Below are 24,964 nucleotides of genomic sequence, written 5' to 3'. Positions count from 1 at the left end.
CGGCGGGTCGCGGACAGGGTCCGCTCCTACAGGCGCCGCTACTGTAGGAGCGGGCTTGCCCGCGACGGCAGGCTACACCGCCAGATGCGGCCTCAACTTCGCCAAAGCCGCTTCATCCAGCGCGATCGACGCCCGCGTCTTCGCATCCCAGCGCACGACGACGGCGACACCGCTTGCATGGCACACCTCGCCGCTGAAAATGCCGCAGCCGATGCGATAAGAACGGCGGCCGATGTCGAGCACCCGCACGCCGATGCGCAGCTGCTGCTGGTAATGCAGCTCGCGCTTGTAGTCGATCTCCAGACGCGCGACCACGTTCTGGATGCCCGAGCCCATCACCCATAGGCCGATCTCTTTCAGGAACGCGGCACGGCCGCTTTCGACATAAGTGGCGTAGACGGTGTTGTTGACGTGGCCGATCAGGTCCAGATCGGCGAAGCGCACATGCTCGTGCATCCAGTAGCGATAAGCGGCGACATCGTCGGCGGCCGGCAGGCTCACGTGCCGTAGACTTTCTGCGGCCTGGCGCCGCCGGCGATCAGGCCGGCGACGACCTCGCTCAACTCGGCCGGATGCCAGCGTGCCTTCTTGTCGGCGACGACGCCGGTGCGCCAGCCATCGGCGACCGACAGCTTGCCGCCTTCGACTTCGAACACGCGGCCACTCACCTCGCGGGACAAGGGACTGCAAAGCCACACCACCAGCGGCGCCACGTTCGCCGGATCGTAGTAGTCGAAGCTCTCGCCTTCCTTCACCTTCATCATGTCGGCAAACACTTTTTCGGTCATGCCGGTGCGCGCCGCCGGTGCCAGCGCATTCGCGGTCACGCCGTAGCGCCCCAGCTCCGCGGCCTGCACCAGTGTCAGCGCCGCGATGCCGCCCTTGGCCGCCGCATAATTGCTCTGCCCGACCGAGCCCTGCAGGCCGGCGCCGGAACTGGTGTTGACGATGCGCGCATCGACCTTGACGCCCGCCTTGACCTGATCGCGCCAGCGCCGCACCAGCGTGTTCGCAATGCAGAAATGGCCTTTCAGATGCACTTTCACCACCAGGTCCCAGTCCTCCTCGGTCAGCGAGGCGAACATGCGATCGCGAACGATGCCGGCGTTGTTGACCACGCCTTGCACGTCGCCGAAAGCGTCGACAGCGGCGGCGACGATGCGCTCGGCGCCGGCCATGCTGGTGATGTCGTCGGCATTGGCCACGGCCTTGCCGCCGGCCGCCTTGATTTCCGCGACGACGGCTTCGGCCGCCTCGCTGCGAATGTCGTTGACGACCACGCCGGCGCCTTCGGCCGCCAGCGCCAGCGCATACGCGCGTCCGAGGCCGGCGCCCGAGCCGGTGACGATGATGCCGCGGTTGTTGCAGATGCCCATCTCAAACTCCCTTTTTTTGGAACCCCTCTCCCTCCGGGAGAGGGGCAGGGGTGAGGGCCTTTCAGGGCAAAGTAGGCGTCGAGGCCCTCACCCGCCCTTCGGGCACCCTCTCCCGGAGGGAGAGGGCAAAAACTTCAAAGCCGCTCGATGATGGTCACGTTGGCCACACCGCCGCCTTCGCACATCGTCTGCAGCCCGTAGCGGCCGCCGGTGCGTTCCAGCTCGTGCAGCAGGGTCGTCATCAGCTTGGCGCCGGTCGCGCCCAGCGGATGCGCCAGCGCGATACCGCCGCCGTTGACGTTGGTTTTCTCCGGCGAATAGCCGGTTTCCTTGAACCAGGCCAGCACCACCGGCGCGAACGCCTCGTTGATTTCGACCAGGTCGATATCGTCGAGCTTCATGCCGGCCTTCTTCATCGCCACGCGCGTCGCCGGGATCGGCGCGGTCAGCATCAGGATCGGATCGTCGGAATACACGCTCATGTGATGGATGCGCGCACGCGGCTTCAAGTTGTATTTCTTCAGCGCCGCTTCGGAGACGATCAGCACCGCCGCAGACGCATCGCCGGTCTGGCTGGAAACACCGGCGGTGATCGTGCCGCCCGGCGCCAGCGGCTTGAGCTCGCGCATCTGCTCCAGCGTGGTGTCGCGCGTGGTCTCGTCATGTTCGAGGCCGTTGATCGGCACGATTTCACGCTTGAAGCGGCCCTCGGCGATCGCGCGGCGGGCGCGCTGGTGGCTCTGCAGCGAGAAACGCTCCATGTCGTCGCGCGAGATTTCCCATTTGTCGGCGATCATCTGCGCGCCGACGAACTGCGACACCGGCTGCGTGCCGAAGCGCGCCACCCAGCCCTTGCTGCCGGAGAAAGGATCGGCGAAGCCCAGCGGCTGCGCGGCGATCATCGCCGAGCTGATCGGGATCTGCGTCATCGTCTGCACGCCGCCGGCGACGACCACGTCCTGCGTTCCGCTCATCACCGCCTGGGCTGCAAAATGCACCGCCTGCTGCGAGCTGCCGCACTGGCGGTCGATGGTCACGCCGGGCACGTGCAGCGGCAGGCCCGCTGCCAGCCAGCTGGTGCGCGCGATGTTGCCGGCGAGCGGCCCGATCGCGTCGAGGCAACCGAAGATCACGTCGTCATAGTCCTCGGCCGGGATCGCGTTGCGCTCGACCAGCGCCTTGAGGATATGCGCGCCCAGGTCGGCGCCATGCAGGTTGGCGAGCGAACCCTTGCGCTTGCCGGTGGGCGTGCGGATCGCATCGACGATATAGGCTTCAGCCATGGTGTATTCCCTTCAGTGGTCGGTCGCAGCGCCCGGCGAACGTCTCGCCGGGGCCTAATGCCGCGCCATCGCCGAGCACCAGGCTGGCGACGCGCTGCTTGTGGAAGATGCTGTCGCCGTAAGCACTGTCCAGTGCCCAGGCGCGTTTCACGAACATCTGCAGATCGGCTTCCCAGGTGTAACCCATGGCGCCGTGTACCTGGATGCTGCGCCGCGCCGCCAGCCGCGCCGCCTCGCCGGCGACGAGCTTGGCGTGCGACACGAAGGCCGCGCGATCCGGCAGCTCCTGCGACACCGCGTAGGCCGCGCGATGAATCACCGGCTCGGCGAATTCGGCTTTCACCGCGACGTCGGCCAGGTGGTGTTTCACCGCCTGGAACGAGCCCACCGGCTTGCCGAACTGCTTGCGCTGCGCGGCGTGATCGACGCCGAGATCGAGCATGCGATGCGTCAGACCCAGCAGCTGCGCGGCCAGCGCCAGAGCGCCGCGATTGAGCACGCCGTCCCAGAGATCGCGGCCGGGCGAGGCCGGGCACACGCGCGTTTCGCGCGTCGGCGTCCATTCGACCCGGAACAGCCGGCGCGACATGTCGATGCTCGCATTCGGCGTCAGCTGCACCTGCTCGCGCGTCAGCGCATGCACTTCGCCTTCGTGATGCAGCAGCAGCAGATCGGCCATTTCCGCATCGGCGACCAGCGGGTTCTGCGGATGCGCGACCGCGACGCGCGCCTTGCCCTCGGCGATCAGCGGCAGCCATTTGCGCTTCAGCGCCAGATCGGCCGGCATTTTCTTCAGCAGGTACACGGCCAGATACGCCGTGTCGGTCAGCGAATCCGGAATCGCGTAGTAGCCGAGCTCCTGGTGCACCAGGATCCAGTCCAGATCGTTCTGGCCGATGCCGCCGAATTCTTCCGGCACCGACAGCGCGGTAAGGCCCTGGTCGGCGAGCTTGCCGCGCAGTTCGGACGAGCGTCCGCTGTGCGTCTCCCAGATTTCGCGCAGCCATTCCGGCGCCGCTTCCACCATCAGGAATTTGCGGATCGCATCGCGGAACGCGAGCTGCTGGTCGTCGAAGGTGAAGTCCATGAGTCAGCGTGTCTCGCTTACCGCAGCCTTGTAGGAGCGGACCCTGTCCGCGACTGTGCCGCTGACGGAATAGCCGCCGTCGCGGACAGGGTCCGCTCCTGCAGCTGAGAGGATGGCTTTATTCATGCCCTACCTCGGCAATCCGAGCATCCGCTCGGCAATGATATTGCGCTGGATTTCGTTGGTACCGGCGTAGATCGGGCCGGCCTGCGCGAACAGGAAACCGTCGAGCCAGTTGCCGATGCCGGCCGCGTCCGGCGCATCCGGCATCAGCTCGCCGCGCGTGCCGAGAATGCGCATCGCGGTTTCGTGCATGTGCAGATCCAGTTCGCTCCAGAAAATCTTGTTGGTACTGGCCTCGGCGCCGATGCTGCCGCCTTTGGCCAGGCGGCAGGCGGTGCGATACGTCGCCAGCGTGTAGGCCTCGGCGCCCATCCAGCTTTCGACGACCGCGTCGCGCAGGCTGGGATCGGCCGCCGCGCGCTCGGGGTTGCGCCGCAGCAGATCGGCGAGCAGGCGCGCGGTCTGCTGAAAGCGCGCCGGCGAGCGCAGCATCAGGCCGCGCTCGAAGCCGGCGGTGGCCATCGCGATGCTCCAGCCGGCACCTTCGTCGCCGAGACGATTGCCGACCGGTACGCGCACTTCGTCGAGAAAGATTTCGGCGAAGCCGGCCAGGCCGTTGAGCTGGCGGATCGGCCGGCGCGTGATACCGGGCAGGTTCAGCGGGAACAGGATGAAGGTCAGGCCGTGGTGGCGCTGCGAGCCTTCTTCCGTGCGAAACAGGCCGAAAGCCCAGTCGGCGTAGACCGCGCGCGTCGACCAGGTTTTCTGGCCACTGATCACGTAGTGGTCACCGTCGCGGCGCGCCTTGCTGCGAATCGCCGCCATGTCCGAGCCGGCGCCGGGCTCGGACCAGGCCTGCGCCCAGACATGCTCGGCGGTCGCCATCTTCGGCAGGATGCTGCGTTTCTGCGCTTCGGTGCCGTATTCCATCAAGGTCGGCGCCAGCAGAAAAATGCCGTTCTGGTTGACTCGCAGCGGCGCGCCGGCGGCCCAGTACTCTTCTTCGAAGATCAGCCACTCGATCAGATCGGTGCCGCAGCCGCCGACTTCCTTCGGCCAGGTCACCGCTGAATAGCCGACCGTCGACAGCTCACGCTCCCAGGCGCGGTGCTGGGCGAAACCTTCGGCGGTATCGAAGCTCTGCAGCGACTCGCGCGGTACGTGCTCGGCCAGCCACTGCCGCACTTCCCGGCGGAAGCGCTTCTGCTTTTCTGTATATTCAAGTCTCATGGTCAGTTGAGCTGTGCGTCGCGCTTTTCGACGAAGGCGGCGCGGGTCTCGGCCGAGTCCTTGCTCATATACGCCTGCAGCGTGAAGCCCTGTTCCCAGCGATATTTGTCCTCGAGGTTGCCGTCCTCGATGCCGTTCAGCGACTCCTTGGCGAGGCGGATCATCGCGGTGCTCTTCGCGGCGATTTTCGCGGCGATTTCCAGCGCGGTTGCGCGCAGCTGGTCGGCAGCGACGACGCGTTCCACCGCGCCCAGACGATGCGCTTCGGCGGCCGTGATCGGATCGCCGGTGAAATACATCATCCGCACCTTCTGCACCGGAAACAGCCGCTGCAGATGCGCGCCGCCGCCCATCGCGCCGCGATCGACTTCGGGCACGCCGAAAGTCGCGCTGTCGGCTGCGACGACGATGTCCGCTGCGCCCGCAAGGCCGATGCCGCCGCCGAGCACGAAGCCGTGCACCGCGACGATGACCGGCAGCGGGTTGCGATGCACGGCCTCGAAACTACGGTAATTGCCAGCGTTCACCGAGACGATTTTCTCGGGATGCAGGTTCAGTTCCTTGATGTCGACGCCGGCGCAAAAACCGCGGCCTTCGGCACGCAGCACGATCACACGCGCGCTCGGCTCGCGACCGAGCCGCGCGATTTCGTCGGCGAGCGCATGCCAGCCAGCGTCGTTGAGCGCGTTGACCGGCGGCGCGTTGATCACCAGCTCGGCGATGCCGTTGGCGATAGTGGTTTTGAAGGGCAGAGTCATGAGGTCAGCCGGCAGCGATACTCCCCTCTCCCTCCGGGAGAGGGGCTGGGGGTGAGGGACTCGCAGTACGCGCAAGGGTCGGCATGGCGGAGACGCCCTCACCCCTGGCCCCTCTCCCGGAGGGAGAGGGGAACAAGGCGTTCAAGCGCTGTTCCGCTTCGGCAACGATGCCCTCGATCAGTTCGGCGACGCTCGGCAGAGAACCGATAACGGCCGCAACCTGGCCGCTGGGCAGCACGCCTTCGTCCGGCCGGCCCTCGACCATCGCACGCTGAATCAGCACCGGCGCATTCGCCGACATCATGGTCTGGATCGCGCTGTCGCCTTCACGCAGCGCGCCAACGAAAGTCTTCGCCATATGCGCGACCGACATGCCGGTGTGCGCGCGCCACTGCCAGGCGCTCGACAGCGCGACGAACAGCCGACGCAGCAGACCACCGCTTTCGAGCTTCAGCAGGTAAGGATTGTCGATCATCCGCTGCGGCATGCCGTCGACCGCGGTCGAGGCGCGGATCTGCGCGGGTTCTTTTACTTCGATGTACTTCTGCAAGGTCGCACGCGGCACCGGCGATTCCGCGGTCATCAGGAAGCGCGTGCCCATCGCGATGCCGGCGGCGCCGAAAGCCAGTGCGCCGGCGAGACCACGGCCGTCGTGAAAGCCGCCGGCGGCGACCACCGGCACCTTCACCGCATTCAGCACCTGCGGCAGCAGCAGCGTCGTCGGTACCGAGCCGGTGTGGCCGCCGCCTTCGGCGCCCTGCACGGTGATGATGTCGGCTCCGAGTTCGACCGCCTTCTGCGCATGCTTCAAGGCGCCGACCGTGGGCATGCACAGCACGCCGGCGTCCTTGAACCGCCTGATCGTCGCCGCGTCCGGCCCGCGACCGTAGGACACCGCGCGCACGCGGTCGGCGTTGTTCAACACCAGCTCGATGACTTCACGCGCATTCGGCTGGAACATGTGGAAGTTGACGCCGAAGTTGTGCGGAGTGGCGTCGCGCACCCGCGCAATTTCCGCAGCCAGCAGTTCGGTGCTCATCGTCGCCGCGGCCAGAAAGCCGAAGCCGCCGGCATTGCTGGTCGCCGTCACCAGTTTGCTATCGGCAACCCAGCCCATCGCGGTCTGCACGATCGGATAGCGGCAGCCGAGCAGCTCGGTCAGCGGCGTTTTCAAAGCATTCATGCTCCCTCCCCCGCCTGCGGGGGAGGGATGGGGTGGGGGCGCGACATCACGGAGCGGCGCCCGCCGCACGCCCCCATCCCGGCCTTCCCCCGCAAGCAGGGGAAGGAGACCAGCCAGCGGCCGACGACGACCCCTGCCATCACGACTCCCCCGCCTGCTTCTTGTTCGCCGCCGCCATGCCCTTGCCGTCGAGGCCGCCGAGGCTGTTGCCGGTGGCGAGATCGTTCTGCGCGTGGGCGAAGTGATGCATATGGAACACCGCGTCCATCGCCGTGCGCTTGCCGCGCAGATCCTCGACCTGGTGGATCGCCTGCTTGGTCAGCCACAGGCCGAGCCGACCTTTCTTGCACAGATTGGCCGCCATGCCGCGCACTTCGTCTTCGAGCTTGTCGCGCGGCACGCAGCGGTTGACCATGCCGTAGCCGAGTGCGCGGGCTGCCGGCATGCGCTCGCCGAGCATCAGGAATTCCTTGGCCACACGCGGCGGCAACTCGAAGGCGTGCGCAAAATATTCGACGCCCGGAATGCCCATCATCTGCACCGGATCCTGAAAGAACGCGTCCTCCGAGGCGACGATGAAATCGCAGATCCAGGCCAGCATCAGGCCGCCGGCGATGCAGGCGCCGTGCACCATCGCGATGGTCGGCTTGGGAATGTCGCGCCAGCGCCGGCACATGCCCAGATAGACTTCCTGCTCGCGCGTGTACAGCAGCTCCGCGGCCGGCTTGTTGGTGTGATCCGGCAGCAGATGCCGGCGATCGAAGCTCTTGTGCAGGTCGCGGCCCGGCGTGCCGATGTCGTGGCCGGCGGAGAAATGCTTGCCGTTGCCCTTGAGCACGATCACGCGCACGGTGTCGTCGTCGACAGCGCGTTTGAACGCGGCGTCGAGCGCATAGGTCATCTGCGAGTTCTGCGCGTTGTTGAACGCCGGGCGGTTCATCGTCAGCCAGGCGATGCCGTCCTCCACCGAATAGAGAACCGGTTCGTCGGTCTCGTAGACGATGTCGACCTGCTTGGGCGGCACCAGGTCGCTCATGCAGCGGCCTTCAATGCCGGTGGATCGTTCTTGATCACCGTTGCACGCAGCTTGTGCGGATCGAGCCTGGCGATGATCGCGAGCTGTTCGGCGCTCGGCATCGGCGTCTCGCCCATGCCCGGCGCCTGCAGCAGCGGGAAGCCGGTCGCGGCCTGTACCTGGTCGAAGCTGACGCCCGGATGCAGCGACAGCACCCGGATCGCATGCTCGGGCCCGCCGAAATCCATCACGCACAGATCGGTGACGATGCGACGCAGATCCATGAAACTGCGGTTCATGCCCGGCAGCCAGCGCTCGGCCTTGTAGCCGACGCCGGAGACCATGTCGACTTCGCCGGCGACGAACACACGCGGGCCGTGATTCGGCACGAACAGCGAGTTCGCGTGATTGATGCTGTTGCCCGGCAGGCCGCGCACGCCGAGGATCGCGGTCTTCGGCTTGTCGTAGCTGCCGCCGACCACGGACAGGTTGGTCTGGCCCCAGCGATCGATCTGCGTCGGCCCGATCATCGCGTGGCGCTTTCCGCCCCAGACGCATTCGAATACGCGGTCGAAGGACATGTAGCCCTCGTATTTCGGCACGTAATCGCCACGCGGCCCGAGCGGCACCGGCTCGGAAACCAGGAAGGTTTCGGAGTCGGTCATCAGCAGTTCGGGGCTGTGCGTGAGCTTGGCCAGGCTGGCACCGAGGCGCGGCACGATACCGATGCCCGAGGCCAGCACTTCACCGTCATCCCGCCAGCATTCGCTGGCGGCGACGATCATCAGTTCGGCAAGGCTTGCAGTCATTCCCTTCTCCCACCGGGAGAAGGTGCCCCAACCCACCCCGCAAAGTGCAAGCACTTTGCGGGGGCCCCGGCGAAGGGGCGGATGAGGGCGTCGCAGAGTAGGGCCCACGTCGAGTCCCTCACCCCTGCCCCTCTCCCGGAGGGAGAGGGGATATATACCGAAAGGTTCGCCGTGATTTCCATCAGAACACCGGTGTCTTGAGTTTGGACAGGCGCTCGCTGCCGCCGGCTTTTTCGAGGTACTGGGCCTCGCTGATGGCGACGAATTCCTCGGCGTATCGCTGCCAGCCGCCGTCTTCGCTGGCGGAGGCGTTGTAGCGTTTCAGATGTTCCATGTCCCAGCCGTAGTCGGGGCCGCTGTAGGTCGGGTGCGCGCCGAACGGCGCATGCACCACGCCCTTGACCAGGTAACGCTCGAACATGTTGAGCTTCGCGGTCCTGGCATCGAGTTCGAGCTTGTCGTGCAGCTTGTCGGTGCTGACGTAGCAGGCATCTGCCGCGCGCGCGAACAGGTGATCGAACAGCGGATCGTTCGAGGTCGTCAGCGTGTTGCCGAGACGATCGGCCTCGTTGACGTGCAGCAGCGCGGCGTCGAGCTTCAGCGCCGGCATCGCGACATAGACTTCGCCGTCGTCGTAGGGCGAGGTGATGGTCTTCAGCTGCGGATTGCGCGTCAGCACGTCGGTCGCGAGGCCGACCCGCGTCGGCAGGAAGGACATGCGCATGCCGGCGGCGCGCAGGCCCCATTCGAACATGCCCTCGTCGAGTTCCATGACCTCGATCGCACCGGCTTCGCGCGCCTTGCGGAAGTAGGGCTCGAGCGGAATCGCGTCCATCGTGACGAAGCCGTAGATCAGTTTTTTGATCTTGCCGGCCGCGCACAGCATGCCCACTTCGGGACCGCCATAAGAAACCACGGTCAGATCTTTCACGTCCGAGCGCAGCAGCTCGCGCACCAGCGCCATCGGCTTGCGCCGCGGGCCCCAGCCGCCGATGCCGACGGTCATGCCGCTGCGCAGCTGCGCGACCACGTCGGCCGCACCGATCTGCTTGTTCAGCGCCATTAGCGGAAGCCCACCGAGAAATCGTGGCCCCAGATGCTGACCTGCTTGGTGTGCGTGGTCTGCCAGGTCGCCGGCTCGACGATCAGGCCGCCGTAGCCGTATTCGATCGCGAAATTGCCGGGCGTCATCATGTAGAACGAGGTCATGCGGTCGTTCTCGTGCTCGCCCATCGTCGCCATCTCCTTGATGCCGTGGGCGCGCATGCGGTCGTAGGCGCGGCCGACGTCGGTGAGCTGTTCGACCTCGACCATCATGTGCACGCAGCCGGCCGGATTCGGCATCTCCGCCAGCGCCACGCTGTGATGGCGGCCGCTGGCCGCGTGCAGGAAATAGATGCGGATCACCGGCGCGTCCGGGCCCATCTGGAAATTGAACACGTCGGACAGGCCCATGCCGAGCGCGTCCCTGAACAGCGCCAGCTCGGGCTCGAAAGGAATCGACGGCAGCACGGTGTGGCCGACACCGTACTGGCCGGTCTTGAAGCTCACGCCCAGTCCGGAGGTGAAAGCCGCATGGCCGCCGCTGTAGCCGAGCACCAGCTCGTGACGATTGCCGGCCGGGTCGGTGAACAGCGCGAGCCGGTCGACGCGGCGGGCCTGGACCTGATCGGCGCTGCCGCTTTCGACCGCAATGCCGGCGGCCTTCAGCGCGGCGACCGCGGCGTCGAACGCCGCGGCATCGACCGCGAGCAGTCCGGAGGCCTGATAGCGGTCCTGCGCGCCGGGCACGATGGCGATGCGGAAGTCGCGCTCGTCCATCTTCAGCCACAGTCCGCCGCCGGGCGCGTCGACTGCGCTCATGCCCAGCACCTGCTCGGCATAGTCGCGCCAGGCCTGCAGATTGGCACTCTCGACGACGACGTATTCCAGCGCCTGGATTCTGGCTGCTGCTTGCGACACGGATGACATGGCGTGGCCTTCCCGCCGCGGCGGCGGCTTGCTTGTCTGACGGAAGGATTATCGAAACCGCGGGGCCGACTTAGCTTCACCCGAAGTGGGTAGTTCGCTGCGCCCGCGTTCTCATCCACACGGACGGTTACGGCGGCGCGCACGGCTCCTAGCCTAGGATCGTGCCGGCGACTGCCCGGCCGACAGGAGCGCGCATGCTGAGCCTGCAGGAAATCTCGGACCGGCTGGAAATCCAGCAGCTGTTCACCGACTACGCCGACGCGATCGACCGGCGCCAATGGGACCAGCTCGACCATATCTTCACGCCCGACGCCTACATCGACTATCGCGCGATGGGCGGCATCGACGGCCGCTATCCGCAGATCAAGGCCTGGCTGGCGCAGGCGCTGGCCTACTTCCCGGCCTACTTCCACATGGTCGGCAACATGTCGATCAGGATCGACGGCGACCGCGCCAGCAGCCGCATCGTCTGCTTCAACCCGATGGAGATGCCCGTAGGCGAAGGCAAGACCCAGGTGATGTTTCTCGGGCTCTGGTACCTCGATCGCTTCGTGCGCACGGCGGACGGCTGGCGCATGTGCGAGCGCATCGAGGAACGCTGCTTCGATCACAACGTGCCGCAGGCGATGAAGGATGCGGTGGCGAAGAAATAGGCTTTTGAGGACACAGCAAACTCCCGTTCGTCCCGCACGCCGATCGTGTCTGCGGCGTATCGAGGGATCGGATCGCGGTCGGGTCCCTCGATAAGCGGGCAAGCCCGCTACTCGGGACGAACGGAGTGACGACATAACATGAGGAGAAGCAAATGGCAGGACGTGTAGAAGGCAAAGTCGCCATCGTCACCGGTGCCGCCAGCGGCGTCGGCAAGGAAGACGCGCTGCTGCTCGCAGCCCAGGGCGCGAAAGTGGTGCTGACCGACGTCAACGAGGAAGCCGGTCGCGCGGTCGCCAAAGAGATCGGAGACGCCGCGCTGTTCCTGAAGCACGATATTGCCGACGAGGAGCAATGGAAGTCGGTGATCGGCCAGACCGAGGAGAAGTTCGGCGGCCTCGACATCCTGGTCAACAACGCCGCGATCCTGATCTACGGCAACATCGAAACCACCGATCTGGCGACCTGGCGACAAATCCAGAAGGTCAATTCCGACGGCTATTTTCTCGGCTGCCATTACGGCTATGCGGCGATGAAGAAGCGCGGTGGCGGCTCGATCGTCAACATGAGCTCGATGGCCGGCATCGGCGGTGTGTCCTCGTTCTGCGCCTACAGTGCCAGCAAGGGCGCGGTCGCGGCGATGACGCGCTCGATCGCCGCACATGCGCGCATGACGCTGACGCCGATCCGCTGCAACTCGATCCACCCCGACGGCATTCGCACGCCGATGGTCAGCAACCTGCACGCGAATATGCCCAAGGGCACGCAAAGCGCGGTGCGGATGATGGACCAGAAGCAGCTGATGGCGCGCTTCGCCGATCCGAAAGAGATCGCCAACCTGGTGCTGTTCCTGGCCAGCGACGAGGCCAAGTTCATCAATGGCGCGGAGATGCGCATCGACAACGGGTATCTGATGTGGGCGGATTGATGCGCCTGGGTCGCGGACAGGGTCCGGTGAAATGACAACCGTCCCCTCCGCCTTCGCGCAATCCGTCGCCGCCCACCGCGATCGCATCGCCGTTCGCGGCGAAGACGGCGTCGAGCTGAGCTATGCGGCACTCGACGCGCAACGCGTCGCAGCCGCACGTGCACTACTCGCCTGCGGCATCGACAAGGGCGACCGCGTCGCGATCTGGGCGCCGAACGGTGTCGAGTGGATCGTCGCCGGCCTGGCGATCCACAGCCTCGGCGCGGTGCTGGTGCCGGTGAATACCCGCATGAAGGGCAGCGAGGCCGGCTACGTGCTGGCCAAGAGCGGCGCAAAGCTGATGTTCTGCGCCGGCGAGTTTCTCGGCGCGCATTTTCCGAGCCTGCTCGGCGAGCACCGGCCGGCGACGCTCGAACATCTGGTCGTCATCGGCAGCGCGCGCAGCGCTGATGTCGGTTGGCAGCGGTTCCTGCAAGGCGGCGAGCGCATCCAGGCCGGCGCGGTGGCCGAGCACGCGAAAGCGGTGCAGCCCGACGACCGCATGGACATCCTGTTCACCTCCGGCACCACCGGCGCACCCAAGGGCGTGGTCACCCGCCACGGCCAGAATCTCGGCGTGATCGCGGAATGGTCGGCGCGCATGCAGCTGTCGGCCGCTGATCGATACCTGGTCGCGATGCCGTTCTTTCATTCCTTCGGCTACAAGGTCGGCTGGCTCGGTGGCCTGATTTCCGGCTGCACGATCCTGCCGCACGCGGTGTTCGACGCCACGGCGGTGATGCAGCGCATCGCGCGTGAGCGCGTCAGCGTGCTGCCCGGCCCGCCGACCCTGTTCATCAGCCTGCTCGACGATCCGGCGCGCGCGAGCACCGACCTGTCGTCGCTGCGCGCGACCATCACCGGCGCCGCCGCAGTCGCACCGGCGCTGATCGAACGCATCCGCCGCGAGCTGGGCTTCAAAATCGTGCTGACCGGTTATGGCCTGACCGAAACCTGCGGCGTCGCCTCGCTGGCACAGGCCAGCGACAGCGCGCAGACCATCGCCACCACTTGCGGCCAGCCGATCCCGAACACCGAGGTGAAATGCATCGACGAGTACGGCAACGAGGTCGCGGCCGGCGTCGCCGGCGAAGTGCTGATCCGCGGCTACAACGTGATGCTCGGCTATTTCGACGACGAGGAAGAAACAGACAAGGCGATCGACGCCGACGGCTGGCTGCACACCGGTGACGTCGGCGTGCTCGACGAGCGCGGCTATCTGCGCATCACCGACCGGCTCAAGGACATGTACATCGCCGGCGGCTTCAACTGCTATCCGGCCGAAATCGAAAAGCTGATCGCGGCGCATCCTTCAGTGGCACAAGTGGCGGTGATCGGCGTGCCTGACGAGCGCCTGGGCGAAGTCGGCAAGGCCTGCCTGGTGCTGCGCCCGGGCCAGACCATCGACGAACGCCATTTCATCGCGTGGTGCCGCGAGCAGATGGCAAATTATAAAGTGCCGCGTTACGTCGAGGTTTTCACGGCCATGCCGACGAATGCGTCCGGCAAGGTGCTCAAGTTCGAGCTACGCAAAGCCGTGGTTCAAGGCAGCCGGGTGAATTCGTAGCGGTTCCGGAACGACAGATTCGCCAGCTCGGCACCGTCATCTTCCTCGATCCTCAGCGCCTTGCCTCCAAACTCGAAACGGCAGCGCAACCAGCGGCTGCCGTCCTCGTCCTGGCGGTGCCGTTCCGCGACCATGCTGAGTACGCCAGCTGATCGCGAGACCGACGTGATCTTCCATTCGGACGGTGGCTCCGACCCGGACGACCATTGCAATATTTGCGCGGCGAGATCGAACCGCAGTCGTTCATACGAATGCACCGTCTTGCCCGGGCCATCGTCGAATACAAAGTGCAGCGCGAGTTCGTTGGCAGCGGTCAGCGACGCGAATGCGAGCGTCGGCAGAACCACTTTCCGGTCGGGCTTCTGATAATCCTTGTAGGTCAGCGAGCCGGTCCATGCACCCTCGCTCGCCGCGAAGGCCGCGTCGGGAGCCGGGTCGTAAAGCGCACTGGCCGCCAGCGGTGTGCACAGCGCCAGCAGCATCGTCATGATGCGAGTCCGCGTTTTCATGGAATCTCCCCCTGCCGAAATGGCAGCATCCTGGGATGCCGTCGACCGCTGCTTGGTTTACGCGCGATTCCCGCAATCGGATGAGTTGCGGCACCGGCAGGCCGTGGCAGATTAGCGCCTCGAAAGAACGCCGCTCCGGAGAACCGCGCCATGGCCTCACCATTGAATTCCGTCATCGCCGTGGTGACCGGTGCGTCGCGCGGCGCCGGCAAGGGGATTGCGATCGCGCTCGGCGCGCAGGGCGCGACGGTCTACGTCACCGGCCGCTCGCTGAAAGAGGGCGATGCCGAACTGCCGGGCACGATAGGTGCGACCGCCGAGGCGGTGACGCGCGCCGGGGGCCGCGGCATCGCCGCGGCCTGCGATCACCGCGACGATTCGCAGGTAAAAGAGCTGTTCGGGCGCATCGCCAAGGAACAGGGTCGCGTCGACATCCTGGTCAACAACGCGACCTTCCTGCACGACGAGCTGATCGAAAAAGGGCCGTTCTGGAAAAAGTCGCTGCAGCTGGTCGATATCCTCGACGTCGGCCTGCGTTCGGCCTACGTCGCCAGCTACTACGCGGCGCCGCTGATGGCGAAACACAAGAACGGCCTGATCGCCTTCACCTCCAGCTTCGGCGCGAGCTGCTACATGCACGGCCCGGCTTACGGCGCGCAGAAAGTCGGCGTCGACAAGTTCGCCAAGGACATGGCGGTGGACCTGCGCGCCGACAACGTCGCCGCGGTATCGATCTGGATGGGCATGCTGCGCACCGATCGCACGCGGCGCGTGATGGACAGCGAGCCGCAGAAATACGCCGGCTTCTGGGAGATCGCCGAGTCGCCGGAGTTCACCGGCCATGTGATCGGCGCGCTGTATCGCGACGCCAGGCGCGCCGAGAAGTCCGGCCAGGTGCTGATCGGCGCCGAACTCGCCGCTGAATACGGGCTCAGCGATGAAGGCCGTACGCCGCCTTCACACCGGCCGATGCTGGGCGGCCCGACGCAGGCGCATCCGGCGATCGTCGAGTAAGCCCGCGCCGTCTGTCGTTCCCGCGCAGGCGGGAATCAACAGACGTCGCCGGGCAGCGCTTCGACTGCTTCTGGATTCCCGCCTACGCGGGAATGACAGGGGCTGCGTCAGCTCTGCAACAGGCCGCGCTGCATCGCCACCTTGACCGCGCCGTTGCGGCTGGACACGTCCAGCTTGGAAAACACGTTCTTCAGGTGAAACTTGATCGTGTTTTCGCTGACGCCGGTGCGCCCGGCGATCTCGCGATTGGACGCGCCGCCGACCACCAGTTGCAGTACCTCGGTTTCACGTCCGGTCAACGCATCGGCGGTGGACGCTCTGTAGTTGAACACGGCTGAGTCTCCTTACCGCGTGGTCATTTTATGGGCTCAAGTATTTCCGTCGTCGGCCGATAACAGTTGACACTTGACGACAATCTTTTAGCATCTGACGACATGCCGACCCTGATCCGATCCCATGTGCTGACCGGCTACCGCGCCCTGGTCGGCGAACTCGGCGGCAATGCCGGCGAACTGCTGCGCCGTTTCGGCATCCACGCCACCGAGAGCGAGCTGGTGACCTCGCTCGTGCCCTATGTGTCGGTGATGCGGCTGTTCGAGACCACCGCGGCCGAACTGGGCTGCGTCGATTTCGGCCTGCGCCTGTCGCGCTCCCAGGGCCTGGAAAACCTCGGCCCGCTGGCGCTGCTGGTGGCCAACTGCAAGACCGTGCGCGAAGGCCTGGCGACCATCGGCCGCTACATGCCGACTTACAGCCCGGCGGTGGTGATCGCGCTGGAAGACTGCGACGCCGATACCGTGCAACTGGTCTATGACATCAACCTGCGCGTGGTCGGCGGATCGCGGCGCCAGCAAAAAGCCGAGTTCTCGATCGGCGTGGCGATGAACGTGCTGCGCCTGCTGATCGGCGATCGCTTCAAGCCCGAGGCGGTGCTGTTCCGCCACGACACCTTGCAGCCGGCTGGGCTATATCGCCGCCATCTCGGTGCACCGGCGCGCTTCGGCCAGAGCGTCAACGCGATCCTGTTCGACCGCCGCCATCTGGACCAGCCGCTGGCGATGGGCGACCGGCGCATGCGCGGCATGGTCGACGAATACCTGCAGCCGCTGATCGAAACACAGCTGCCGAAGATGGAGCAGCAGGTGGAGCAGATGATCGCGCGGCTGCTACCGACCCAGCAGTGCCGGCTGGAGCGCGTCGCCGAACAGTTGTCGATGCATCCGCGCACCTTGCAGCGCCACCTCGACGCCAGCGGCCGCGTGTTCGAGCGCATGGTCGACGAAGTGCGCCGCGAACGCGCGCTGGAATATCTGGCGAATCCGCGGATGACGATATCGCAGGTGTCGGGCCTGGTCGGCTACAGCGAGCAGAGCACCTTCACACGAGCCTGCCGGCGCTGGTTCGAGCAGTCGCCGCGCGCGGTGCGGCAGCGATTGCAGCCGGAAACGGCAACGGCAACGGCGTAAAGCTCAAAGCTTCCCTCCCCCGCTTGCGGGGGAAGGAGACACGCGCGCTACCAGCGAACCGTCGCGCTAAGGCCGAAGGTGCGCGGCTCGATGAAGTTGGCCACCGTCAGATTGCCGAAGCCCGGACCGAAGTCGATGAAGTTGCTCGCGGTGTCTTCGTCGGTGATGTTGCGCACCCAGAAGAACAGATCACCGCTGGCCGAGTCGCTGAGCGCGACATCGCCCAGGCCGATGCGGCCGTTCAAGATGCCGTAGGCATCGACCTTGGAATTCGCCGCCAGCTGCGCGTTCGGATTGCTGCCGTCGAGCTGGTAGGGATAGGTGTAGATCGAGTCAGTGTAGGCGTAGTCGAGCAGTGCGCGCGCATTGCCCCAGCGCGCCTTGTAGAAAGTGCTGTCGAGCACGATGTTGAAGGTGTTTTTCGGCGCATGCACGAAGGCGCGGTTGTCAGCCTGGTTGACGCCGCCGTCCTCGAAGCGGTCGAACTTCGGGTGCAGGTAGCTGTAGTTCGCCATCAGCTTGGTGCCCTTGCTCAGCACCAGCACGGCTTCGACTTCGGCGCCGTAGACGGTGGCCTCACCGGCGTTGCGGATCACCGAGCCGGCCGCGCTTTCGGCACCGCCGAGGAAGGCGGACTCCTGCAGATCCTTGAGCTTGTTGTGGAACAGCGCGAGGTTGAACAGCGCGCGATCGTCGAACAAGGTGCTCTTGATGCCGACTTCGATCGACTTCTGCTTCTCCGGCTTGAACGGTGTCCTGGTTTCGTCGATGTTGATGTTCGGCTTGTCCGCCGGCGGCGCGGTGTTGCTGTATTCGCCGTTGAAACCGCCGCTCTTGAAACCTTCCGCATAGCGCGCGTAGACGTTGATCCGCGGGTTGATCTTGTAAGCCGCGGAGACCATCGGCGTGGTCGCGTCGAACGTCTTGGATGCGCTGGTGCCCTCCGGAATGAAGTAGAAGTACGGATCGGCAGCCGAGCCGCTGACGCCGAATACGCGGTCGATCTGCTTCTTCTCGTTGGTGTAGCGCAGGCCGGCCGATAGCGTCAGCGGCTCGATGACCTTGTAGTCAATCTGGCCGTAGCCGGACCAGGCATCGGTCTTGGTGGCGTAACGCGAGTCGTACAGCGCGCCGCCGAAGAAGAAGCTCTGCGGGTTGTTGGTCTTGCCGTCGTCGCCGAAGTAGTAGATGCCGGCGACATAGCTCAGTGCGCCGTGGGTACCGAGCAGCTGCAGGTCCTCGGAGGTCTGGTCGTAGTCGGTGAAGCGTTGCGTGAACACCACGTCGTAGGGTGAAGCATCGAGATCCAGCGAGTCGTTCCACTCCAGCCGGCGATAGCCGGTGATCGACTTGAGCGTGTTGTTGTCGTCGAGCTTGTAGCTCAAGGTCAGCGACTGGCCCTGGACTTTGGATTCCTCGTAGCTCGGCGCATTGATGTCCGCGTGCTTCTCGCGATCCTGCGACGCGTAGGCCGCCAGCGTCGAATAGAAGCCCGACAGGAAACCCGCCGGATTGTTGTCGTCGCCCGGATAGAACACGCCGGTCGGCTCCAGCCGGTACAGCTGGTCGTAGTTGTTGGACTGGTTGACGTTGGAGTGATCGAAGCGATATTCCGCCTTGAAGTCCTCGCTCAAATCGAAATCCGCGGCGAGGCGGAACGCGTCGTTGCGACGATTGTTGAGTTCATCCACCGAGCTGGTGCGCGTGGTGTCGACCCAGCCGTCGCGGCGCTCGCTGCGCACGCCGAACGAAACCTTGGCGATGCCCCACTGCGGCAGATCGATCGAGGCTTTCTGCACCAGCGCATTGTAGTTGCCGACCTCGACCGTGGCGCTACCGCCGAACACGCCGGTCGGCGCCTGCGTACGCAAATTGATCGCACCGGCCAGTGTATTGCGTCCATACAGCGTGCCCTGCGGGCCGCGCAGCACTTCGACCGCGGCGAGATTGACCACGTCGAACACCGAGCCCTGCGCCTTGCCGATGTAGACGCCGTCGACATAGATGCCGACCGCCGGGTCCCAGTAGATCGCCGGATTGATCTGGGTGACGCCGCGGATGCTGATCTGCGAAATCGTCGTGTTCGACGTGGTCTTGCTGATCTGCAGGCCGGGCGCCAGCGCGGACAGATCGGCGACGTTGCCGATGCCGCGCGACTCGATCTGGTCGGGCGTGAACGCGGTGACCGCGAGCGGCACTTCCTGCAGCTTTTCCTCGCGCCGCTGCGCGGTGACGACGACTTCTTCGATCTTGCCGTCGTCGGATTTCGAGTCGGCAGCGTCGACCGGCGCCGCGGCTTCGGTTTGCGCCAGCACAGGCAATGACATTGAGCCGGCCAGCGCCAGGCTCAGCGTGATAAGGCGTTTCATTCGAGTCTCTCTCCGGTAGTCCGCAGCGGTCATGGCCGCCGCTTGATGTTTTTCGCCGCATAGGAATAGGCCGCAGACGAGCTGCCGGCTTCGTCCATTGGGGTTACGAGCGGCGGTTGCCCTCTCCCACCGGGAGAGGGTGGCGCGCAGCGCCGGGTGAGGGCGTTCGAGGCGCAAGCGCGCTGCGATAGGCCGCAGACGCCCTCACCCCTGCCCCTCTCCCGGTGGGAGAGGGGTTCCAAGCGCTGCTGCATTCGGACGAGTTGCGCGACCGGGCACGGTGCAAAGCTCGCGTGCACCAGCATGTCGGAGCCTCGCCGTGAAAACCCCTAGCAATCGTCTGCACAACAAGGTCGCGATCATCACCGGCGGCGCGCGCGGCATGGGCGCCGCGACGGTGAGGCTGTTCGTCGCCGAAGGCTGCAAAGTCGTCATCAGCGACCTGCTCGAAGCCGAAGGCAAGGCGCTCGCCGCCGAGCTGGGCGCTGCATATCCCGGACAGGCCGCCTTCATCCGCCACGACATCGCCGACGAGGCCGCCTGGCAGGCGACGCTGGCGTTCGCCATCGAGCATTTCGGCAAGGTCGACGTGCTGGTCAACAACGCCGGCATCCTGCTGTTCCGATCCTTGCTGGAAACCAGCAAGGCGGACTTCGAGCGCGTGCTGGCGGTGAACCTGACCGGCACCTTCCTCGGCCTGCACACGATCGCACCGCACATGATCGCCAACGGCGGCGGCAACATCGTCAACATCTCGTCGATCGACGGCATGAAAGGCGCCAACAGCCTCGCCGCCTATGCGTCGAGCAAATGGGGCATACGCGGCCTGACCAAGGTCGCGGCGATGGAGCTTGGCCATCGCGGCCTGCGCGTCAACTCGGTGCATCCCGGCGGCATCGACACGGTGATGACCAATCCGCACGGCGTCGCACGCGAGCAGCTCGACCCGCATTACACGATGGTGCCGATGCAACGCACCGGCGCGCCGGAGGAAGTCGCCGCCGCGACGCTGTTCCTGGCCAGCGACGAAGCCAGCTACATCAACGGCGCCGAAATCGCCGTCGATGGCGGGCTGGTGATCGGCCAGTACTACCAGGGATTTCCGGGTGCACCGGGGGTCTGATGCTTTGCTCCGGGCCCGCGCCAAACCCGTTCGACGAACGGAGTTCCGTTGGGACATCGGCCGATGAGAGCTGAGGCGTCGCGCCCAGGCCAATCCGACCCCATCAGTCCGACCGCCTACGCGACCGGCCACTTCTGGTATCGCCACGGCCTCTCGGACGAGGCTTTCGTGACGCCGCAGGGCATACGGCTGGATCGTTATGCGCGCGTCGTCATCGCCGCGCTGAAGCTGTTCGGCGGCGTGTCGCTGGACGCGCTGATGCTGGCACGGCACCGCGGTATCGATGCGCGTCTTGCCGAGGCCATCGATCGCGGCGAGGTCACGCAGATCGTCGAAATCGCCGCCGGCCTGTCGCCGCGCGGCTGGCGCTTTCGTCGCCGTTACGGCGACCGCATCACCTACATCGAAACCGACCTGCCGCAGATGGCGGCGACCAAGCGCGCGTTGCTGGCGCGCGGCCATTTTCTCGGCGCGCGCCATCGCGTGGCCGAGCTGGACGCGCTCGCCGACGACGGCCCGCTTTCGCTGACGCAGCTGGCGGCGACGCTCGATCCCGCACAGGGCACCGCGATCGTCACCGAAGGCCTGGTCAACTACTTCGACACCGATACCGCGCGTGGCATGTGGCGGCGCTTTGCCCAGAACCTGTCGCGGTTCCCGCGCGGCTACTACTTTGCCGACGTGTATCCGCAGGCGAAGAAGGTCGAAGGCCTGTACGCCGCGTTCGGCAAGCTGCTTGGCGCCTTCGTCAAGGGCCGGCTGGAGCCGCATTTCGAGACGTCGCAGGACGTGGTCGACGAGATGAAGGCGGCCGGATTTCGCCGGGTGACGGTGTTCGAGACTTACGAAATCGCCGAGACGCTGGATGTCGCGCAGGTCAAGGGCGGCGATCGGGTGAAGATTCTGGAAGCGCGCTGCTGACGCCGGGAGTCGCGGACAGGGTCCGCTCCTACAACTACTCCTGTAGGAGCGGACCCTGTCCGCGACCTGGGCCCTTCAAACCGAAGCACGCTCCGCGTCGATCAACGCCCGCTTGCGCTCCAGCCCCCAGCGATAGCCGCCCATGCCGCCGTCGCCGCGGATCACGCGATGGCAGGGCACCAGCACGCCGACGCGATTCGCGGCACAGGCGCTGGCAACGGCGCGTACCGCTTTGGGATGACCGATCGCCTCGGCGACTTCGCTGTACGACCGCAGCTCGCCGCTAGGGATGCGCATCAGGTAGGCCCAGACCTTCATCTGGAACGCGGTGCCGCGCAGGTCCAGCGGCAGGCCGGCCGCGGTTCTGGCGCCGCGCAGCTGTTGTGCCAGCGCCGCCATCCAGGCCTGGAACTGCGGCCGCGCCTGCCCGCCCATTTCACCGATGTCGGCCTGCGGAAATTCGGACCGCAATTGCGCGATCAAGGCGTCGACGCCGTCACCGAACTGCACGAAGCACAGTCCGCGATCGGTCGCCGCCATCAGCAGCCAGCCGAGTTCGGACTCGAAGGCGGCGTAGGAGATCGCGGTGCCAAGGCCGCCGCGACGATACTCGCCCGGCGTCATGCCCAGATGCGTCGCGACTTTTTCGTAGACGCGGCTCGGCGACCCGTAGCCGGCGTCGACGATCGCATGCGTCACCGACTCGCCGCTGCGCAAGCCGGACTTGAGCACGCGCAGCCGCGCGGCTTCGGCGTACTGGCGCGGCGTCACACCGGTGGCGGCCTTGAAGCTGCGCTGCAGATGGAAACTGCTCATGCCGGCGCGCTCGCCCAGCGCGGCCAGCGTCAAGGGCTCGTCGGCGTGCTCGTCGATGTAGCGGCACAGCGCTTCGATTTTCGCGTTCGGCGTCTTCGTGTTCGGATTCATTGCGAGGTTCATGGTAGCTCCTTCGGGCAGGCGCTCATGGTCGCGCTGTGGGCCGGGGCTCGCCATCCGATTGTTGCGCTGTTGATAGCGGTCGGGTCCCTCGATACGCCGGATGAATCCGGCTACTCGGGACGAACGGGGTTTTGTTATCCGATCACTCGGCGTACCCCGTTCGTCCCGAGTAGCCGCAACGCGGCGTATCGAGGGACCGGACCGCCGATGCGGGAAACGTTCACAGCCGCCCGCTTACACTGGGAAACCCCGCAACCGCCCCGCTGCCCATGTCGATCCGTACCTCAGCCGTTGCCGTCTTGACCCTGCTGCTCGCCGCCTGCACCTCGCCCGAGCCGCTGCCGCCGCCCATCGTCGTCCCGCCGCCGGTGATGGTCCCGCAGCTGCCGAAGATCGGCCTCGCCCTCGGCGGTGGCGCCGCGCGCGGCTTCGCCCATGTCGGCGTGATCAAGATGCTGGAGTCGCAGGGCATCAAGCCGGATCTGGTCGTCGGCACCAGCGCCGGCAGCGTCGTCGGCTCGCTGTACGCGGCCGGCCACGGCGGTTTCGAGCTGCAGGAAATGACCTTCGACCTGGACCGCGCCGCGTTCGCCGACTGGCAGTTCTTCGGCCGCGGCCTGCTGCGCGGCGAGGCGCTGCAGAAATTCATCAACGAGCACGTCGGCGGCAAGCCGATCGAGCAGCTGCCGATGCGCTTCGGTGCGGTGGCTACGCGCCTGCGCACCGGCGAAGGCGTGCTGTTCCAGCGCGGCGACGTCGGCATGGCGGTGCGCGCCTCGTCGGCCATTCCGGGCGTGTTCGTGTCGCCCGTGATCGGTGGCGAGGAATATGTCGACGGCGGCACCGTCGCGCCGGTGCCGGCCGAATACGCGCGGCAGATGGGCGCCGAGCTGGTGATCGCGGTCGACATCAGCCAGCCGGTCGCCGAGGCGCCCAGCGACAGCACGCTGCGCACCGTGCTGAAGACCTTCGACATCATGGGCAATGCGCTGAAAGGCAATGAACTCAAGCTCGCCGACGTGGTGATTTCGCCGAACGTCAAAGGCATCGCCGCGGCGGACTTCGAGAGCAAGCAGCGCGCGATCCTGGAAGGCGAGCGTGCCGCGCTGGCGGCGATTCCGAAGATCAGGGAAGCAATCGCCGCCAAGACGCGCATGGTGCCGGCGGTCGCGCCGGCACCGGTGTTGCCGCCAGTACCGGCGGCGCCGATCGTGATGCCGCCGCCTACGACATCACACTGATGGGAGCCGGCTTTTGCTTGCCTCTCCCTCCGGGAGAGGTCGCTGCGCAGCAGCGGGTGAGGGCCTCGCAGGCCGATGCAAGCGGCGATGCGCACTGAGAGTCCCTCACCCGGCGCTTTGCGCCACCCTCTCCCGGAGGGAGAGGGCAAAACGTTCGCCGACGCATTGCGCGCGCTGCGCGGCGAGCCGTTGGTGCCGGGCAATCGCGTGACGCTGTTGCAGGACGGCCCGCAGACACATGCGGCGCAGTTGGCCGCAATCGCCGCTGCGCGGCATCACGTGCATCTGGAAACTTATCTGATCACCGACGGCGAAGTCGGCTGCCGTTATGCCGACGCGCTGATCGAGCGAGCGAGCGCCGGCATCCATGTACGGCTGATGCTCGACGGCCTCGGCGCGCTCGGCGCCGGCGACGAGTACCGCCAGCGCCTGCTCGATGCCGGCGTGCGCCTGCGCGAGTTCAATCCGGTGAATCCGCTGCGCGAGCCGCGGCTGTGGCGGGTCACGCGGCGCACGCATCGCAAGACCCTGGTCGTCGACGGCCGCATCGCCTTCACCGGCGGCGTCAACATCACCGACGAGTATCGCCGCGGTCCCAACGATGCAGAGCCCGCGACCGAAGACGGCCAGGGCTGGCGCGACACGCATGTGCGGATCGAAGGCCCGGCCGCGGCCGAATTCCAGAGCGTGTTCCTGACCTACTGGGCGCGCCTGGGCGGCCTGCGCGACACCCGCGACTACTATCCCGAGGTGCAGCCGGCAGGCGATGCGCTGGCCTGCGCGGTCACCGACCAGGGCGAGGGCTTCATCGATCACTGGGTCGGCGGCGAGGACGACAACGACGACGACGATCTGCCGCGGCCGAAAAATCCGCTAAGGCCGAAGTACCGGGTCAAGCCGCGCATCTACCACGCGTATCGCGACGCGATCCATCTGGCGCAGCGGCGCATCTGGATCACCCAGGCCTACTTCGCGCCGAACTGGCGGTTTCTGCGCAGCCTGAAACACGCGGCGCGGCGCGGCGTCGACGTGCAACTGATCGTGCCGCAGCGGACCGACGCCGGCCTGGTGAAATACGCGGCGCGGCGCAGCTACGCCGGCCTGATGCGCGCCGGCGTGCAGATTCACGAATATCGGCCGGCCGTGCTGCACGCCAAGACCGCGGTCATCGACGGCGTCTGGTCCACGGTCGGCTCCAGCAACCTCGACTACCGCAGCTTCTTTCACAACGACGAGGCCAATGCCTTCATCGTCGGCGCCGGTTTCGCGCGCGAGATGGAGGCGATGTTCGAGCATGACCTGCGGCATTGCCAGACCATCGACCCGGCGCTGTGGCGCCGACGCGGCTGGCGCGAACGGCTGCTGGAGCAGTTCGCGGGGATGATCAAGTGGGTGCTGTGACGATGGTGAAGCCGGCAACTC

Annotated in this window: 24 protein-coding genes; 9 read left to right on the top strand and 15 right to left on the bottom strand. The window is 66.1% G+C overall.

All coding sequences use genetic code 11. The annotated features are described in order from the left end of the window. Positions 1-72: 72 nt before the first annotated feature. The 11 genes from ACQZF9_RS01530 to ACQZF9_RS01480 all read right to left on the bottom strand — a co-directional run bounded on the left by ACQZF9_RS01530 (position 73) and on the right by ACQZF9_RS01480 (position 10,775). Positions 73-501 carry an acyl-CoA thioesterase gene (locus tag ACQZF9_RS01530; protein ID WP_428311519.1) on the bottom strand — a complete coding sequence of 143 codons (429 nt, stop codon included), beginning with the start codon at positions 499-501 and terminating at the stop codon, positions 73-75. Continuing rightward, positions 498-1,376: an SDR family oxidoreductase gene (locus tag ACQZF9_RS01525; RefSeq protein WP_428311518.1), complete on the bottom strand. Its 879-nt coding sequence runs from the start codon at positions 1,374-1,376 to the stop codon at positions 498-500. Before ACQZF9_RS01525 ends, ACQZF9_RS01530 begins: the two co-directional genes overlap by 4 nt. A gap of 134 nt (positions 1,377-1,510) precedes the next feature. Further along, positions 1,511-2,659: an acetyl-CoA C-acetyltransferase gene (locus ACQZF9_RS01520; RefSeq protein ID WP_428311517.1), complete on the bottom strand. Its 1,149-nt coding sequence runs from the start codon at positions 2,657-2,659 to the stop codon at positions 1,511-1,513. Beyond that, positions 2,652-3,746, bottom strand: a complete 1,095-nt coding sequence (locus tag ACQZF9_RS01515; protein WP_428311516.1) for an acyl-CoA dehydrogenase family protein — start codon at positions 3,744-3,746, stop codon at positions 2,652-2,654. Before ACQZF9_RS01515 ends, ACQZF9_RS01520 begins: the two co-directional genes overlap by 8 nt. Positions 3,747-3,875: 129 nt before the next feature. Next, on the bottom strand, positions 3,876-5,039 hold the full coding sequence (locus ACQZF9_RS01510) for an acyl-CoA dehydrogenase family protein (RefSeq protein ID WP_428311515.1): 1,164 nt from the start codon (positions 5,037-5,039) through the stop codon (positions 3,876-3,878). 2 nt (positions 5,040-5,041) lie between these two features. Beyond that, a complete protein-coding gene (locus ACQZF9_RS01505) occupies positions 5,042-5,797 on the bottom strand; it encodes an enoyl-CoA hydratase family protein (protein WP_428311514.1) in 756 nt (251 codons plus the stop codon). Between the two features lie 4 nt (positions 5,798-5,801). Next, positions 5,802-6,980: an NAD(P)H-dependent flavin oxidoreductase gene (locus ACQZF9_RS01500; RefSeq protein ID WP_428311513.1), complete on the bottom strand. Its 1,179-nt coding sequence runs from the start codon at positions 6,978-6,980 to the stop codon at positions 5,802-5,804. Positions 6,981-7,119: 139 nt separating this feature from the next. Next, positions 7,120-8,016, bottom strand: coding sequence for an enoyl-CoA hydratase (locus tag ACQZF9_RS01495; RefSeq protein WP_428311512.1), 897 nt, complete (start codon positions 8,014-8,016; stop codon positions 7,120-7,122). Beyond that, the gene (locus tag ACQZF9_RS01490) at positions 8,013-8,804 is read right to left on the bottom strand and encodes a CoA-transferase subunit beta (RefSeq protein ID WP_428311511.1); all 792 of its coding nucleotides are present in this window, start codon (positions 8,802-8,804) and stop codon (positions 8,013-8,015) included. The genes ACQZF9_RS01495 and ACQZF9_RS01490 overlap by 4 nt, the downstream gene beginning before the upstream one ends. Positions 8,805-8,985: 181 nt before the next feature. After that, the gene (locus ACQZF9_RS01485) at positions 8,986-9,867 is read right to left on the bottom strand and encodes a CoA transferase subunit A (RefSeq protein ID WP_428311510.1); all 882 of its coding nucleotides are present in this window, start codon (positions 9,865-9,867) and stop codon (positions 8,986-8,988) included. After that, on the bottom strand, positions 9,867-10,775 hold the full coding sequence (locus ACQZF9_RS01480; protein ID WP_428311509.1) for a VOC family protein: 909 nt from the start codon (positions 10,773-10,775) through the stop codon (positions 9,867-9,869). The genes ACQZF9_RS01485 and ACQZF9_RS01480 overlap by 1 nt, the downstream gene beginning before the upstream one ends. 194 nt (positions 10,776-10,969) lie before the next feature. Here ACQZF9_RS01480 and ACQZF9_RS01475 point away from each other — a divergent pair, with 194 nt between their 5' ends. The 3 genes from ACQZF9_RS01475 to ACQZF9_RS01465 all read left to right on the top strand — a co-directional run bounded on the left by ACQZF9_RS01475 (position 10,970) and on the right by ACQZF9_RS01465 (position 13,960). Further along, positions 10,970-11,428, top strand: a complete 459-nt coding sequence (locus ACQZF9_RS01475) for a nuclear transport factor 2 family protein (protein ID WP_428311508.1) — start codon at positions 10,970-10,972, stop codon at positions 11,426-11,428. Between the two features lie 152 nt (positions 11,429-11,580). Further along, a complete protein-coding gene (locus ACQZF9_RS01470; protein WP_428311507.1) occupies positions 11,581-12,354 on the top strand; it encodes a glucose 1-dehydrogenase in 774 nt (257 codons plus the stop codon). A 31-nt stretch (positions 12,355-12,385) separates the two neighbouring features. Further along, a complete protein-coding gene (locus ACQZF9_RS01465; RefSeq protein ID WP_428311506.1) occupies positions 12,386-13,960 on the top strand; it encodes a FadD3 family acyl-CoA ligase in 1,575 nt (524 codons plus the stop codon). On the opposite strand, the gene ACQZF9_RS01460 is transcribed toward ACQZF9_RS01465, so the two are convergent. Next, positions 13,936-14,448 carry a hypothetical protein gene (locus tag ACQZF9_RS01460; RefSeq protein ID WP_428311505.1) on the bottom strand — a complete coding sequence of 171 codons (513 nt, stop codon included), beginning with the start codon at positions 14,446-14,448 and terminating at the stop codon, positions 13,936-13,938. The two genes, ACQZF9_RS01465 and ACQZF9_RS01460, sit on opposite strands and share 25 nt — an antisense overlap. Positions 14,449-14,619: 171 nt before the next feature. On the opposite strand from ACQZF9_RS01460, the gene ACQZF9_RS01455 reads away from it, so the two are divergent. Then, complete coding sequence (locus tag ACQZF9_RS01455; protein ID WP_428311504.1) at positions 14,620-15,483, top strand: SDR family NAD(P)-dependent oxidoreductase; 864 nt, start codon at positions 14,620-14,622, stop codon at positions 15,481-15,483. Between the two features lie 107 nt (positions 15,484-15,590). Here ACQZF9_RS01455 and ACQZF9_RS01450 read toward each other — a convergent pair whose 3' ends face one another. After that, positions 15,591-15,815 (bottom strand): response regulator transcription factor, encoded by a 225-nt coding sequence (locus ACQZF9_RS01450; RefSeq protein ID WP_428311503.1) that lies wholly within the window; start codon positions 15,813-15,815, stop codon positions 15,591-15,593. A gap of 102 nt (positions 15,816-15,917) precedes the next feature. Here ACQZF9_RS01450 and ACQZF9_RS01445 point away from each other — a divergent pair, with 102 nt between their 5' ends. After that, positions 15,918-16,949, top strand: a complete 1,032-nt coding sequence (locus ACQZF9_RS01445; RefSeq protein WP_428311502.1) for an AraC family transcriptional regulator — start codon at positions 15,918-15,920, stop codon at positions 16,947-16,949. 47 nt (positions 16,950-16,996) lie between these two features. Here the strand turns inward: ACQZF9_RS01445 and ACQZF9_RS01440 are convergent, their stop codons facing one another. Next, positions 16,997-19,318: a TonB-dependent receptor gene (locus ACQZF9_RS01440; RefSeq protein WP_428311501.1), complete on the bottom strand. Its 2,322-nt coding sequence runs from the start codon at positions 19,316-19,318 to the stop codon at positions 16,997-16,999. Positions 19,319-19,700: 382 nt separating this feature from the next. Between ACQZF9_RS01440 and ACQZF9_RS01435 the strand changes: the two genes are divergently transcribed. Both ACQZF9_RS01435 and ACQZF9_RS01430 read left to right on the top strand, forming a co-directional pair. Beyond that, a complete protein-coding gene (locus ACQZF9_RS01435; RefSeq protein WP_428313494.1) occupies positions 19,701-20,441 on the top strand; it encodes an SDR family NAD(P)-dependent oxidoreductase in 741 nt (246 codons plus the stop codon). 63 nt (positions 20,442-20,504) lie between these two features. Beyond that, the gene (locus tag ACQZF9_RS01430) at positions 20,505-21,362 is read left to right on the top strand and encodes a class I SAM-dependent methyltransferase (protein WP_428311500.1); all 858 of its coding nucleotides are present in this window, start codon (positions 20,505-20,507) and stop codon (positions 21,360-21,362) included. Between the two features lie 75 nt (positions 21,363-21,437). Here ACQZF9_RS01430 and ACQZF9_RS01425 read toward each other — a convergent pair whose 3' ends face one another. Further along, the gene (locus ACQZF9_RS01425; protein WP_428311499.1) at positions 21,438-22,301 is read right to left on the bottom strand and encodes a methylated-DNA--[protein]-cysteine S-methyltransferase; all 864 of its coding nucleotides are present in this window, start codon (positions 22,299-22,301) and stop codon (positions 21,438-21,440) included. Between the two features lie 299 nt (positions 22,302-22,600). On the opposite strand from ACQZF9_RS01425, the gene ACQZF9_RS01420 reads away from it, so the two are divergent. Both ACQZF9_RS01420 and ACQZF9_RS01415 read left to right on the top strand, forming a co-directional pair. Then, complete coding sequence (locus tag ACQZF9_RS01420; protein ID WP_428311498.1) at positions 22,601-23,542, top strand: patatin-like phospholipase family protein; 942 nt, start codon at positions 22,601-22,603, stop codon at positions 23,540-23,542. A gap of 165 nt (positions 23,543-23,707) precedes the next feature. Further along, on the top strand, positions 23,708-24,943 hold the full coding sequence (locus ACQZF9_RS01415; protein ID WP_428311497.1) for a phospholipase D-like domain-containing protein: 1,236 nt from the start codon (positions 23,708-23,710) through the stop codon (positions 24,941-24,943). Positions 24,944-24,964: the final 21 nt, after the last annotated feature.

This window comes from Hydrocarboniphaga sp. (assembly GCF_965279055.1).
GTDB lineage: Bacteria > Pseudomonadota > Gammaproteobacteria > Nevskiales > Nevskiaceae > Hydrocarboniphaga.
The sequence above is the reverse complement of the archived record's forward strand: the minus strand, read 5'-3'. Positions and strand labels throughout refer to the sequence as shown.